This is a genomic window from Leucobacter massiliensis, from assembly GCF_002982315.1.
Classification (GTDB): domain Bacteria; phylum Actinomycetota; class Actinomycetes; order Actinomycetales; family Microbacteriaceae; genus Leucobacter; species Leucobacter massiliensis.
In genome coordinates this window covers 343,992-357,781 of record NZ_MWZD01000017.1, presented here as the reverse complement: position 1 = coordinate 357,781, position 13,790 = coordinate 343,992, and the positions used below count along the sequence as shown (strand labels likewise).

At 72.0% G+C, this 13,790-nt stretch carries 11 protein-coding genes and 1 pseudogene; 7 read left to right on the top strand and 5 right to left on the bottom strand.

Annotated elements, in window-relative coordinates:
• Nucleotides 1-82 precede the first annotated feature (82 nt).
• Together B4915_RS08470 and B4915_RS08465 are read left to right on the top strand one after the other, a co-directional pair.
• Nucleotides 83-988, top strand: a complete 906-nt coding sequence (locus tag B4915_RS08470; RefSeq protein WP_105805365.1) for a helix-turn-helix transcriptional regulator — start codon at nt 83-85, stop codon at nt 986-988.
• Between the two features lie 75 nt (nt 989-1,063).
• A complete protein-coding gene (locus B4915_RS08465) occupies nt 1,064-2,077 on the top strand; it encodes a tyrosine recombinase XerC (RefSeq protein ID WP_105805364.1) in 1,014 nt (337 codons plus the stop codon).
• Nucleotides 2,078-2,217: 140 nt separating this feature from the next.
• Here B4915_RS08465 and B4915_RS08460 read toward each other — a convergent pair whose 3' ends face one another.
• Both B4915_RS08460 and B4915_RS08455 read right to left on the bottom strand, forming a co-directional pair.
• Complete coding sequence (locus B4915_RS08460) at nt 2,218-2,838, bottom strand: murein hydrolase activator EnvC family protein (RefSeq protein WP_105805363.1); 621 nt, start codon at nt 2,836-2,838, stop codon at nt 2,218-2,220.
• Between the two features lie 142 nt (nt 2,839-2,980).
• Complete coding sequence (locus B4915_RS08455) at nt 2,981-3,304, bottom strand: DUF2469 domain-containing protein (protein WP_105805362.1); 324 nt, start codon at nt 3,302-3,304, stop codon at nt 2,981-2,983.
• Between the two features lie 97 nt (nt 3,305-3,401).
• Between B4915_RS08455 and B4915_RS08450 the strand changes: the two genes are divergently transcribed.
• The 5 genes and pseudogenes from B4915_RS08450 to B4915_RS08435 all read left to right on the top strand — a co-directional run bounded on the left by B4915_RS08450 (nt 3,402) and on the right by B4915_RS08435 (nt 10,813).
• A complete protein-coding gene (locus tag B4915_RS08450; protein WP_181158506.1) occupies nt 3,402-4,157 on the top strand; it encodes a hypothetical protein in 756 nt (251 codons plus the stop codon).
• Nucleotides 4,154-4,651 (top strand): annotated as a pseudogene (locus tag B4915_RS14925) (Y-family DNA polymerase); the annotation flags it as partial. The gene B4915_RS08450 and the pseudogene B4915_RS14925, both read left to right, overlap by 4 nt.
• Nucleotides 4,652-4,961: 310 nt before the next feature.
• Complete coding sequence (locus B4915_RS14920) at nt 4,962-5,843, top strand: hypothetical protein (RefSeq protein ID WP_245907410.1); 882 nt, start codon at nt 4,962-4,964, stop codon at nt 5,841-5,843.
• A 10-nt stretch (nt 5,844-5,853) separates the two neighbouring features.
• Nucleotides 5,854-9,393: an error-prone DNA polymerase gene (locus B4915_RS08440; RefSeq protein ID WP_105805361.1), complete on the top strand. Its 3,540-nt coding sequence runs from the start codon at nt 5,854-5,856 to the stop codon at nt 9,391-9,393.
• Between the two features lie 97 nt (nt 9,394-9,490).
• The gene (locus tag B4915_RS08435) at nt 9,491-10,813 is read left to right on the top strand and encodes a nicotinate phosphoribosyltransferase (RefSeq protein WP_105805360.1); all 1,323 of its coding nucleotides are present in this window, start codon (nt 9,491-9,493) and stop codon (nt 10,811-10,813) included.
• A 54-nt stretch (nt 10,814-10,867) separates the two neighbouring features.
• On the opposite strand, the gene B4915_RS08430 is transcribed toward B4915_RS08435, so the two are convergent.
• The 3 genes from B4915_RS08430 to B4915_RS08420 all read right to left on the bottom strand — a co-directional run bounded on the left by B4915_RS08430 (nt 10,868) and on the right by B4915_RS08420 (nt 13,639).
• Nucleotides 10,868-11,149: a DUF3039 domain-containing protein gene (locus tag B4915_RS08430; RefSeq protein WP_181158505.1), complete on the bottom strand. Its 282-nt coding sequence runs from the start codon at nt 11,147-11,149 to the stop codon at nt 10,868-10,870.
• A 70-nt stretch (nt 11,150-11,219) separates the two neighbouring features.
• Nucleotides 11,220-12,791 carry a hypothetical protein gene (locus B4915_RS08425; RefSeq protein ID WP_105805359.1) on the bottom strand — a complete coding sequence of 524 codons (1,572 nt, stop codon included), beginning with the start codon at nt 12,789-12,791 and terminating at the stop codon, nt 11,220-11,222.
• The gene (locus tag B4915_RS08420; RefSeq protein WP_181158545.1) at nt 12,761-13,639 is read right to left on the bottom strand and encodes an ABC transporter ATP-binding protein; all 879 of its coding nucleotides are present in this window, start codon (nt 13,637-13,639) and stop codon (nt 12,761-12,763) included. Before B4915_RS08420 ends, B4915_RS08425 begins: the two co-directional genes overlap by 31 nt.
• Nucleotides 13,640-13,790: the final 151 nt, after the last annotated feature.

Genomic DNA, 13,790 nt, shown 5'->3' with positions numbered 1-13,790 from the left:
GCCGGTTGCGCTCCCAGGCCCGTCCGGCGAGCACAACCGGCCGATGAATATTCCTGGACTCCGTCTGTGTTACCGTTCCTGCGTGGATGAGATGCACGCTCTGCCCATCAAACTGCACCGCGACTACGAGGAAGTGAGCCGGCTCGGTCTGCGGCGCTACCCGGCGGACGCACGGCACCGGCGCATGGTCGACGCACTGGTCGATGCGGGACTCGGAATGATCGAGAACGGATACCTCACGCTGCAGCGGCCGGAATACGGATCGGTGGACTTCCCGCCCGAGTCGCTGGCGATCCTGCAATCCCACTACGAGCAGTGGCTCCACGCGGAAGGGCTCGTCACCGGCGAGCAGGTGCTCTACGGCTACAACGGCTTCTGGCAGCACTGGTGGAATCTGCTCCACGAGCGCGGCTCGGCACCGCTCAGGATGGACCTGGTCGTTCCCGACCTCCCCGAACTCGACACCACCGACTGGAGCAGCGAGATCGAGTCGGAGCTGCTGCATCACGTCCTGAGCACCGGCACCGTGCAGATCCGACTGTTGCTCCCTCCCCGCGACGCCGAAGGACCGCTGCACGAACTCGCGCGGTTCGTCGCCGGGGAGGGAGTGGATGTGCGCGTACGCTCATCGCCGTTCCTCTTCGCGGTGTACAACCGCTCCGCAGCGGTGCTCTCGGCGGCAGAGCCCGACTCGAAGGAAGAGAGCTACTTCCTGACGCGCCGCTCCTCGATCGTCGCCCCGCTGCAACGGGTCTTCGACGACCACTGGGTCTCGGCGCTCCCATGGGAGTCCTACGCGCGCGGAGCGGCCGAGGTGCTGAGCCTCATGTCGCTCGGGTGGACCGATGCGCGGATCGCGGAGGCACTGGGGCTCTCGATGCGCACGGTGAGCCGGCGGGTCTCCGAGGCCATGTCCGCCGCAGGCGTGGCGTCACGCTTCGAGCTCGGCATCAGATACGCCCAGAGCATGAGCCTGGCCGGAAGCTGAAGCGGCACCCGCCGCCAACGCGAAACACCGGCACAGGCCCTGCCCGCACAAGGCCGACTCGGCGAGAATGAGCACATGCAGTTGACAGCGGCGATCGCAGCCTTCCTCGACGCCGTGCAGTACGAGTACGGGTACTCGGAGCACACGGTGCGCGCGTATCGGCGCGACCTGCTCGACCTCGCTCGTTTCGCCCGGGCGTCGCTCGCGGCAGTGCCCGGGGCGGCGCACGGGTCCGCGTCACGTCACGCCGCAGGCGACAGCCCGCTCTCGGCCCCCGAACTCTCGGGCGACACGCCCGAACGCGAGCCCGCGGTCTCCGACTGCGACCTCGAGCTCTTCCGCGGATGGCTCTGGGATCGGCAGCAGCGCGGCCTCGCTCCGGCAACGCTCGCCCGCAACGTGGCGACACTGAAGTCCTTCGGCGCGTGGCTCGAACGCCGAAGGCTCGTGCCCGGCAATCCCGCCTCACGGCTCCGCACGCCCAAGGCTCCCCGCGAACTGCCCCGCGTGCTCGCAGACGAGCAGATGACCCGCATCCTGGACCGCGCCGCGCGCCGCGCCGAGTCCGGCGACCCCGCGCAGATCCGCGACCAGGCCGTGCTCGAGCTGCTCTACGCGACCGCTCTGCGCGTCTCGGAGCTCTGCTCACTGCCCATCGCCGGCCTCGATCGCAGGGAACGCACCGTGCGGGTGCTCGGCAAGGGCGGCAAGGAGCGCGTGGTGCCGCTCGGCGCACCCGCGGCCCGGGTGCTCGAACGCTACCTCGGCGAGGCCCGGCCGGCGCTCGCCGCCCGCGCCGAGCCCGCTGACGGCGTCTCGCTCCTCCTCGGGAACCGGGGCGGCAGACTCAGCCCGGGCGCCGTGTACCGGCTCGTGTCCCGGGAGCTCCAGCAGGAGCCCGGCGGGGGTCCGCGCGGACCGCACGCCCTGCGGCACACGGCGGCCACGCACCTGCTCGATGGCGGTGCCGAGCTGCGAGTCGTGCAGGAGATGCTCGGGCACTCGAGCCTCTCGAGCACCCAGATCTACACACATGTCTCGGCCGAACGGCTCACAGAGAGCTACCGGAGAGCCCACCCGCGCGCCTGAGCCCCGCGCGCGCCGCCGGCCCCTGCGCCGAGCTCTCAGAGAGAGCTCCACGGCGACAGGCGCACCTCGGAGGACCGCGGCCGCGCTGCAGGGCCTTGGAGTTCACCGGTCGAGCCGGGCACCGCTCGTCCCGGCACCGGTCACGGGGGCTCGCCACCCGTCGGGAGCAAGCGGGGCCGGGGCAGGAGGTACCGCAACGGGGTGACGTACTCCCCCTCCACCCGCACCCCGAGATGCACGCATTCCGTGCCGCAGTGCCCGCCCCGGTCCACCTCGCCGAGCAGCGCGCCAGCCGCCACCTGGCTTCCGGCCACGACGCCGCCGCGCACGGGCTCCAGCGAGTACACGGTGCGTTCATCGACCCGGACCGACACCACTTCCCGATCGACCACCCGGCCCGAGAAGGTGACCGTGCCGGCGGCCGGGGCGACGACCGAGTCGCCCGGACTGGCCCTCAGGTCGATGCCCCGGTGGCCGGCCCCGTAGCGATGGGGCGGAGCCCGGTACGGTCCCGTGATGTCGAGTCGCCCGGAGAGCGGAGGCACCCAGAGCGGGGTGGCCGCGGGCGCATCAGCCGCGAAGGGCGTGAGCTCGCCGAGCACCGGGCGGGGATCCGCGAGAAGCACCGGGCGGGGATCCGCGACGGGAGCGGACGCCGTCGCTCCGGGCGCGAGCAGCGCGGGCGCGAGCAGCAGCGGCGCGAGGCGGCCGGGCAACAGCCGGAGTCGGCCGAGCAGCAGCCGGAAGCGTGTGGTGAGCATGCACCGACTCTCGCACGGGGCCGCGCTGCGCGGGACGCCGCTCCCGCATCTGTTGAGAGGTTTCCGGCGGATCCCGGATCATCCCCGCTGTGGACGAAGCTCTGCCTCCGTGCGGAGCACCGCGCACACCGCGGAGCGGCCGCTACTCGTCGAGCGCCAGCTCTTGGGGCAGCGAGAACTCGCGAGCCGAGAGCTCCTCCACGTTGACGTCCTTGAAGGTGAGCACGCGGACCGACTTCACGAAGCGATCGGCGCGGTAGACATCCCACACCCACACATCCGTCATCGAGAGCTCGAAGTAGAAGTCGCTTCCAGCGTCCCTCCGCTGCAGCTCGACCTCATTGGCGAGGTAGAACCGGCGTTCGGTCTCGACCACGTAGCGAAACTGGCTGGCGATGTCGCGGTACTCCCGGAACAGCGACAGCTCGGCCTCGCGCTCGTAATCGTCTAGCTCGTCCTCGTTCATCCCTCCCATCCTACGACGTATTCGCACGCCGCCGGACGTGCTGCGCGACGCCTCGCACCGGCTTGACTTATTCGAACATATGTTCGAATATTGCTCCATGTCTTCCGCAGCGACCGTCCGCTCGCTGCAGCAGCGCATCGCCGAGATGCAGCCGCTGCGGCTCGACGATCGCGCCCTCCCCACGGCTCCGGGGCTGCGACCCCTCTTCCCCGACGGCGCCCTGCGCCGCGGTGCGAGCTACGCGGTGCAGGGCTCGCAGCAGCTGGCCCTGGCGCTGCTCGCAGACGCCTCTGCGGCGGGCTCCTGGTGCGGGGTGATCGGCTGTCCGGCATTCGGGGCAGAAGCCGCCGCCGAGCTGGGGCTCGCACTCGACCGTTGCGTGCTCATCCCCCATCCGGGCGAGGACGCTCTGGGGATCGCCGGAGCGCTCAGCGAAGTGCTGACAGTGGTGGCGCTGCACGCACCGGCGCAGCCCAGGCCAGGAGAAGCGGAGCGCATCTCGGCGCGGCTCAGAGAGCATGGTTCGACCCTGGTCGCGCTCGGGAGCTGGCCACGCGCCGAAAGCACCCTCCACGTGGTGTCCTCCCGCTGGCACGGCCTCGGTCGCGGGAGGGGAATGCTCGAAGACCGTGAGCTCACGGTGCAGAGCCGTGACCGACTGGGCACGCGCGAGCACGTCGTCCGCTTCGCGGGCGGGACGGTCGCGGACGGGACCGCCGCCAGCGGGACGATCGCACGAGGCAGCCGCGCCGCGAGCCGCACGACCCCGAGCCGCACGGCGCCGGGCCGCACGGTCGCCAGCATCTCGCCCGATCCCGCCGTCGCCGGAGTACACCGGCTGGTGCCACGATGAACGGCCGGGCGGCGGTCGCCGCCGGCGCGCAGACCGAGCCGGCCACGGCCGAACGGGTGATCGTCTTCTGGATCCCCGACTGGCCGGTGCACGCTCACCGCATCGAGCATGCACAGTCCACGGAGCAGGCGCAGTCCACGGAGTCTCTGCGCTCAGTGCCGCGCGGAGCCACGGACGCGGAGGCGAGGGCACCCCTCGCGCTCATCGCCAAGCGCCGGGTAGCGGCCTGCTCGGTCGAGGCCCGGGCCGAGGGCGTGCGCCTCGGCTTGCGGGAGAGCGAGGCGCAGGCGCGTTGCCCCGAGCTGCGCATGCACCCGCACGATCCGGAGGTCGACGAGCGGCGCTTCGCGCCGGTGCTGGCGGCCCTGGAGCGACTGGTGCCGGGCGTCGAACCGCTGCGTCCGGGCCTGTGCGCGCTCCGCGCGCGCGGTCCGGCCCGCTACTACGGCGGCGAGGACGAAGCAGCCGAGGTCATCCTGCGCCTGGCAGAGCAGTCGGCCCTCCCCGAGGCGCGAGTGGGGATCGCCGATGGGCGCTTCGCCGCGGAGCAGGCGGCCAGGGCGCTGTCGACGGATCCGGGCATCGTCTCACCCCGGCCGGGCGTGCATATCGTGCCGCCCGGCACCTCCCCCGCGTTCCTCAGCCCGCTGCCGGTGGCGCGGGCCGCAGACCCGGACTTCGCGGAGGTGCTGCACGGTCTCGGCATCCGCACGCTGGGTGCGCTCGCCGCACTGCCAGAGGAGGCGGTGCGCGAGCGCTTCGGACCCGCCGGCGTCTCTGCGCACCGGCGAGCGTCCGCCGCCGGTGCGCAGAGACCCCGCCCAGGAGCTGCACGCCGAACTCGCCCTCGAACCCCCGCTCGACAGCACCGAGCAGCTCGCCTTTGCCTGCATGTCGCTCGCCGAACGCATGCTCTCGGGGCTGACGCGGGATCGGCTGGTGTGCACCGCCCTGCGAGTCGAGCTCACCGACGACATCGGCGTGCGCCACGAGCGGGTCTGGAGTCACCCGCGGCACTTCACCGCTCCCGACGTGGTCAACCGGATCCGCTGGCAGGCCTCCGCGATCTCGGCACCGTCCGGAGCAGCGGGAGCCCCGGACGGGGACGGCCGGGAGTCGGCCGGCATCGCCCACGTGCGCCTGGTCCCGGTCCACACCGACCGTGCGGCAGCGCACGAGCCGGGCCTGTGGAGCACCGAGCCCGACGAACGGGTGCACCACCACCTCAGCCGAGCACAGAGCCGGCTCGGTCACAGCGGTGTCGGCACCCAGGAGCTGCGCGGAGGGCGGCTGCTCGCCGAACGTCAGCGTTTCGCCCCGTGGGGAACCGAGGCTCCGCGCGATTCGCCGAGCACGGCAGCGGGTCCCTGGCCGGGCGCCCTCCCCGGGCCGAAACCCAGCAGCGTGTTCCCGCAGCCGATTCCAGCGCGACTCAGCGACGCGGCCGGCCGGCCGGTCCACGTCGATGACGAAGACCGTCTCTCCGCCGATCCCGCCAGGCTCGGCATCGACGGCACCACGCTCCACGCCCCGGCGCTCGGCTGGTCGCGCCCCTGGGCGATCCGCGAGCGCTGGTGGCGAGGCACCCCGGCCCGCTTCAGGCTGCAACTGCAGCTGGAGGACGGCGATGCCTGGCTGCTGCTCTACTCGGGCGGAGAGTGGTTCGCCGAGGGACACTACGACTGAGGATCCTGCGATGAAGTGGAGCAACTCCCCCCTCCCGTGGCACGAGTTCGAGCGACGGCTCTCACTCCGCGGCCCCGGCCCCGAGCCGACGCCCGCGCCGCCGGCCGGCACAGGTCCCGAGAGCGGCCCCGCGGCGGCCGCTGATGCCGTGCGCGGGCCGGTCTCCGCCCCCACGCCCGTCCCGGTTCCCGCCCCCGGCACGGTGCCGCGGGCACCGGCAGCAGGCCCGGTCGCCGAGGCCGACGCAGAGGCCGAGGTGCCCTATGCCGAGCTTCACGCCCACTCCCACTACAGCTTCCTCGACGGCGCCTCCTCACCCGAGCAGCTCGTCGCCGAGGCCGCGCGGCTGGGTCTCGACGGTCTCGCGCTGACCGACCACGACGGCCTCTACGGCGCGGCCCTGTTCGCCGAGGCCGCCGAGGCGCAGGCGCGCGCGGCTGCCGAGTCCGGCGGGAAGCCTCTGCTCACCGTCTACGGCGCCGAACTCTCCCTCGGACTCGACGCCCCGCAACTGGGGGCGGCCGATCCGGCGGGTGCGCACCTGCTGGTCCTCGCCCGCGGCACGCAGGGATACCATCGCCTCGCGGGCGCCATCACCGAGGCCCAGCTGGCGGGCGGGGAGAAGGGCCGGCCGGTCTACACGCTGGAAGAGCTCGCCGAGGCAGCCGCAGGCGAGTGGGTGATCCTCACCGGCTGCCGCAAAGGCTCCGTGCGACGCGCGCTCGAAGCCGCGGGCGCCTCACACCCTGCCCCCTCGAATCGAGCCGATGCCGAGACCGCCGCACGGGCCGAGCTCGACCGGCTCGCCGCACTGTTCGGCGAGGACAACGTCTACGTCGAGCTCAGCCACCAGGGTCACCCCGGTGACGACTCGCGCAATGCCCGGCTCGCCGCGCTCGCGGCGGACCGCGGGCTTCCCGCCCTCGTCACCGGCAACGTCCACTATGCGAGCCGCGCTCAGGCGCCGCTCGCCGAGGCCATGTCGGCCGTGCGCGCACGACGCAGCCTCGACGAACTCGACCCGTATCTGGCCGCCACCGGGTCCGCCCACCTGCGCAGCGGGGCCGCAGTGCTCCGCCGTTTCCGCGACTACCCCGATGCCGTCGCCCGCACCGTGCCGCTCGCGCGAGAACTCGCCTTCCCGCTCAAAGCCGCCCGCCCTCGGCTGCCCCGGCTCGACATTCCCTCCGGCATCACCCAGATGGAGTGGCTGCGCCGGCTCGTCTGGGAGGGCGCGGAACGCCGCTACGGCTCCCCGCTCCCCGAGTCGAGCCGCGCGCGGCTCGAACGGGAACTCGGGGTGATCGCGGAGAAAGACTTCCCGGGCTACTTCCTCATCGTGCACGACCTCGTTCGCGAAGCCCGCGAGCGCGGGATCCTGTGCCAGGGGCGCGGCTCTGCCGCGAACTCGGCCGTCTGCTTCGTGCTCGGCATCACCGCCGTCGACTCCATCTTCTACGACCTCCCCTTCGAGCGCTTTCTGTCGAGCATGCGCGACGAAGAGCCCGACATCGACGTCGACTTCGACTCGGAGCGGCGCGAGGAGATCATCCAGTACGTCTACGAGCGCTACGGCAGGCGCAACGCCGCCCAGGTCGCCAACGTCATCAGCTACCGGCCGAAGGCAGCGATCCGCGACGCCGCGAAGGCCCTCGGCTTCGGAGCCGGCCAGCAGCGCGCCTGGACGAAGAGCGTGGAGCGCTGGAGCGGCATCGAGGAGGACCCCGAGAGCCCGATCCCGCTCCCCGTGCAGCGGCTGGCGGGCCGCTTCCTCACCGCGCCCCGCCACCTGGGCATCCACTCGGGAGGGATGGTGCTCACGGAGCGCCCCGTCGGCGAAGTCTGCCCGATCGAGCACGCGCGCATGGACGGCCGCACCGTGCTGCAGTGGGACAAGGACAGCTGCGCGGCGATGGGCCTCGTCAAGTTCGACATGCTGGGCCTGGGCATGCTCAGCGCGCTGCAGAAGACGATGGACCTCGTCGCCGCCGGCACCGGCGAGCGGTGGACCTTCGAAACGATCCCGCGCGAAGAGCCGGGCGTCTACGACATGCTCTGCCGGGCCGATGCTGTCGGGGTCTTCCAGGTGGAGAGCCGCGCACAGCTGAACACGCTGCCCCGGCTGAAACCCCGCCGCTTCTACGACCTCGTCATCGAGATCGCGCTCATCCGCCCCGGCCCCATCCAGGGCGGAGCGGTGCACCCCTACCTGCGCCGGCGCAGCGGACAGGAGCCCGTCACCTACCCGCATCCGCGGCTCGCTCCGGTGCTCGAACGCACGCTGGGCGTACCGATCTTCCAGGAGCAGCTGATGCAGATGGCCACCGCGATCGGTGGCTGCTCGGCGGAGGACGCCGACCTGCTGCGCCGCTCCATGGGGTCCAAACGCGGCCAGGAGCGCATCGACAGCCTGCAGGCGAAGCTCTTCGCGGGCATGCGGCGCAATGGGATCTCCGACGAGGACGCGGCGCGTCTCTACGAGCAGATCCGGTCCTTCGCCGATTTCGGCTTCGCCGAGAGCCACTCCCTCAGCTTCGCGCTGCTCGTCTATATGAGCTCCTGGTTCAAGCTGCACTACCCGGCCGCCTTCCTCGCGGGCCTGCTGCGTTCGCAGCCGATGGGCTTCTACTCGCCCCGCGAACTGGTGCAGGACGCCCGCCGGCACGGAGTGGAGGTGCTCCCGCCAGACGTACAGCGCTCGGAGGCGCACGCCGCGCTCGAACCGTTCCACCCCGCGGCGACTCAGCCCACGGGGCCCGATTCCTGCCTCGCGCGGGAGCAGCCGCCCGTGGGACCCTTCGCGGAGGGCACACGGGACACCAGCGCCACGCATCGCCGGGATGGCGCCTTCGCGACCCGCCTCGGCCTCACCGCGGTCCGCGGCATCGAGACCGCCGCAGCCGAGCGCATCGTGCGCGCCCGGGAGCGCGGCCCGTTCGAGAGCCTCGCCGACCTCGCCAGACGCGCCGACCTCGACCGTACCCGGATCGAGGCGCTGGCCGCTTCGGGAGCCTGCGAGAGCCTCGGGATCGGACGCCGGGAGGCGCTCTGGTCCGCCGCTCCCGCGGCCGACAACAGAGAGCGCTTCCTGCCCGGCATCGCGGTGCACATCCAGCCCCCGCTGCTGCCCGTGCTCGATCCCGCCGAGCAGACCGCCCTGGATCTCTGGAGCACCGGGATCCCGCTCACCGCCCACCCCCTGGCGCTGCTCCGGGACACCCTCGACGCGCGCGGCGTCGTGCGCTCCGATCACGTCGCCCGCGCGCGCCCCGGCACCGTGGTCGAGGTCGCCGGCCTCGTGACGCACCGCCAGCGACCCGGCACCGCCGGCGGCATCGTCTTCGTCACGCTCGAGGACGAGGCCGGCAGCGTCAACGTCGTCACCTGGCGCGACGTGTGGCTTCGCAACCGTCTCGTCGCCCGATCCGCTCCCGCCCTGCTCGTGCGGGGCATGCTGGAGCGCTCTCCCGAGGGGATCGTCAACGTGATCGCCGAGAGCTTCGAACCGCTCGCCGCCCCAGCCGGCACCGCATCCCGCGACTTCCGATGACGTCTCCCGGTGACGCCGCGGCGGAGCAGCAGCACAGCGGCGAACCCCGGCCCCGAACGGCCCCCGGCACGCCACCGCGACCGGATAGGCTGTCCGCGTGAACACCTCGACGGCCCTGCTCACCGACCACTACGAGCTCACCATGGTCGACGCCGCGCTGCGCGCCGGCACCGCCCACCGGCGCAGCGTCTTCGAGCTCTTCGCCCGCCGCCTCGCGGGGGCGCGGCGCTACGGCGTCGTGGCGGGTACCGGCCGCCTGCTTGAGGCGATCGAGCGCTTCCGCTTCGCGGAACCGGAGCTCGAGTTCCTCCGCGAACAGCGGATCGTGAGCGACGAGACCCTCGACTGGCTCGCCGACTTCCGCTTCGGCGGCACGATCTGGGGGTATCCCGAGGGCGAGGTGTTCTTCCCCGGCTCGCCGCTGGTGATCGTGGAGTCCAGCTTCGCCGAGGGCGTGCTGCTCGAAACGCTGGCGCTCAGCATCCTCAACTCCGACTCCGCGGTCGCCACGGCAGCCTCCCGCATGCGCCACGCCGCCGCCGGCAAACCGCTCGCCGAGATGGGATCGCGGCGCACCGGCGAGCGCAGCGCCGTGGCGGCCGCCAGGGCCGCCTACATCGCGGGCTTCAGCGCCACCTCGAACCTCGAGGCCGGACGCAACTACGGGATCCCGACCATGGGGACCGCCGCGCACAGCTTCACCCTGCTGCACGAGACCGAACGCGAGGCCTTCGAAGCCCAGATCGCCGCGCTCGGCACCGGCACGACCCTGCTCGTCGACACCTACGACATCGAGCAGGGCGTGCGCACCGCCGTCGAGGTCGCCGGTCCCGAGCTCGGCGCGGTGCGCATCGACTCCGGCGATCTCCCGGTCGTCGTCGCCCGCGTGCGCCAGCTCCTCGACGAGCTCGGCGCCACCGGCACCCGCATCACCGTCACGAACGACCTCGACGAGTACACGGTCGCGGCGCTCGCGGCCTCCCCGGTCGACAGCTTCGGCGTCGGCACCTCCGTCGTCGTCGGTTCAGGATCCCCGACGATGGGCATGGTGTACAAGCTCGTCGCCCATGAGAACGCGGCGGGCGAGTGGGTGTCGGTGGCGAAGAAGTCCGCGGAGAAGGCCTCGGTCGGCGGCCGCAAGAGCGTGCGTCGCGCCTACGACGACCGGGGCGTCGCGACCGCCGAGCTGATCTTCCTGGGAGACGGTCCTGGCGGCGAGCCGGAGGGCGCGGAACTCGCCGGCATCACCCGCGAGGTGCTCGCCCCGCTCGTCGTCGACGGCGTCGTCCAGCCCGGCAGCACCGGAGCCGCGGGAATCGCGGCCGCCCGGTCTCGTCACGAAGCGCGCACGCGGGAACTGCCCATCGTCGCACGCAGCCTCACCCGCGGCGATCCCGCCATCCCCACCGAATACCGCTGATCCCGAGCGGCCGCCCGGCCACCCGGCCTCGCGCGGAAGCAGGCTGAGGGCAGGCTACTTGCGCATCCGCTCGTAGACGCGCTTGCAGTCCGGGCACACGGGAAACTTCTCGGGGTCGCGCGAGGGAGTCCACTTCTTTCCGCACAGCGCCCGCACCGGCTTTCCGGTGACCGCTGATTCGAGGATCTTGTCCTTCGGGACGTAGTGCGAGAAACGCTCGTGGTCGCCGTCCTCGATCTGCGCGTCCTCGAGCAGCTTCTCGAGCTCTCGATCGAGGACGTCCGTTCCTCCGGCGGGAGCGCCGGGGTCTGCATCGCGTCGCATGAACATTCCCATGCGGCCAGTCTACCCCCGCCGCCAACGGACGAGGCGGCCACCTCCCGGGAGCTGCCGGGGCCGCCCATCCTCAGTCGAAGACCTGGGTGACCGCGATCAGCTCGGGGCCGCTGCGATCGAAGAGCCAGCCGCCGAGCAGCACGCCGAGCGCGAGCACCACGGCGCCGTAGCCGACGCCGAACACGAGCGCCCAGATGTTCTCGACGAAGGCGACGTCGATGATCGCGAGCACGGAGAACCACACAGGAGGAACCGACAGCGCGAGCGCGATCAGCATCGACAGCGTCTGCGCCAGACCCGAGCCCGAACCCGACCACTGCGGCTGCACGAAGGGGCTCTCTCCGGGACGGGTCGCCGGATACGGCATCGCGACCGAGAAGACGCTCGAGACGGCGCAGGCCACGAGGAGGACCGCGAGGTTCATCCCGATCACCGCGGGCAGGACCCGCCAGTCCCCCAGCACGGTCACCGTGATGCTCGACCCGATGAGCGCGAGCGGAACGCCGAGCATCATCACTGGGGCGAGGCGCCCGGTGCGGTCGGCGCGGCCGCGCACTCCGCTGGCCACGTGCTCCCAGATGGCGGTCGAGTCCATGGAGACGTCGTTGTGCTGCGACCATCCGAGCAGCAGGAGGATCACGGGCAGTGGCACGAGCGACAGGGCGTTCAGCTCGGCTCCGGCGATCCAGAAGGCGAGCATCATCACCGCTGGGGCGATCGGGATCGCGAACAACGCCACCCGGTATCGGGGATCCCGCGCCCAGTAGGTGAGCTGGCGCGCCGCGATCACCTGAGAGGGGCGGGCGGCGAAACGCTCGAACCACCCGAGACCGGTGCGCGCGGCCCCGGGATCGGCGGGGCGTTCGACGCTCTGGGCGGAGACCACCGCAATCGGGATCCAGGCCGCGAGGAGCAGGATGAGCCCGCCGGCGAGCACGGCCAGCCGGACGAGGGCGGCGTCGAGCTCGCCGTCGGCGGCGAAGGCGAGTGCCGCGAACGGCGCACCGAACGGCGTCCACCCCACGAGCTGCGCGGCCTCCACCGCCGCAGCCCGGCCCTCAGCACGGATGATCGAGGCCCCCGCGAACACCGCCACGGGCAGGAATGCGACGAGCAGCACGGCGCCGACCGTGCGCACGGCCCCAGCGAGACGACGGCCCACGAGGAGCTTCGAGAGTGCGGACGCGAGCCGCGCCGAGGTGAGCGCGAAGAGGGCAGCGAGCCCCAGTGCGAGCGGCGCGAACCATCCCGGGTCATGCCACTCGGGGCGCAGCGCCCCGAGGGCACCCAGCCAGACGAGCAGCAGCAGGAACGGCCAGCTGACCACGGTGGTGATCAGCAACGCACAGGCGATCGCGGCCGGACCGGCGGGGAGCTGCGCGAACTGCCGCGGTTCGAGATGCCGTCGATTCTCGAAGAACGGGACGAGCAGGACGGCGAGGAGGACGAGCGCACCGATCAGCTGATCGGCGATGGCCCGGTCCGTTCCCGCCGGGAGCAGCAGAACGGGGAGCAGCGCGAGCGCCACCGCTGCTGCCGTGAGCAGGAGCGCACCGAGCGCAGCGCGCAGACCGCGGCCGAAGGAGCCCCGGAACCTCCCGCCGAGAAGCGCTAGTCGGAGTCGGAAGAGCCGTGCAACCACTCGAGCCCCTTCCTGCTGTCGTCAATGCCGGTGAGCAGCGTGAAACGCTCTTCCAGGCTCACTCCGTCGCGCACGGCATCGACGGTGCCCTGCGCGATCACGCTGCCATCGACGATGATCGAGACGTGATCGCAGACGCGCTGAATGAGGTCGAGGCTGTGACTCGACATGATCACGCTGCCGCCGCCGCCCACGAACTTCTCGAGGATCTCGGTCACGTTCGAGGCGGACACGGGGTCGATGGTCTCGAAGGGCTCGTCGAGCACGAGCACCTCGGGAGCGTGGATCATGGAGCAGGCGAGCGCGATCTTCTTCTGCATGCCCGCCGAGTAGTCGGACACCAGCCTGCCGAGCGCCGACTCCAGCCCGAATGCCTCGGCCAGCTCAGCCGAGCGCTCCGCGACGGCCGCCTCGGGCACGCCGTAGAGCACCCCGGAATAGTAGAGCAGCTGCGCCCCGGTGAGCCGGTCGAACAGGCGCAGGCGATCGGGAAGCGTTCCGATGAGACGCTTCGCCGCGGGACCGTCGGCCCACACGTCGACCCCGCCCACCGTCACGCGCCCGGAGGTGGGGCGCAGCAGCCCGCTGATCATCGAGAGCGTCGTCGTCTTCCCGGCGCCGTTCGGGCCGACGATGCCGGTGAAGGATCCGGCGTGCACGTCAATGGAGACGTCCCCGGCGGCGACCAGGTTGCCGTAGGTCTTCGTCAGCATCTCGGTCCGCAGCACGACCGGGTTCTGCTCGGCGACGCGGCCGCGCTCGCGAGCCCGCACGACAGAGGGAACCGGAACCTGGATGCGGCCCGTTCGCGGGGTCCGGGCCTCGGCTTCCGCTTCGGGGGCGGACATGGCGGATGAGGTCTCGGGCGGCACGAGTCCAATTTAGCAAATCATCCGAGTGACGTCGGACGCCCCCTCGGCGCGTCCGGCCCGCAGAACCGCACGGACGACGAAGAGGGGCGCGTGCGGCACCGGAGCGCCCGGCGGCGCCGTCTTTGGC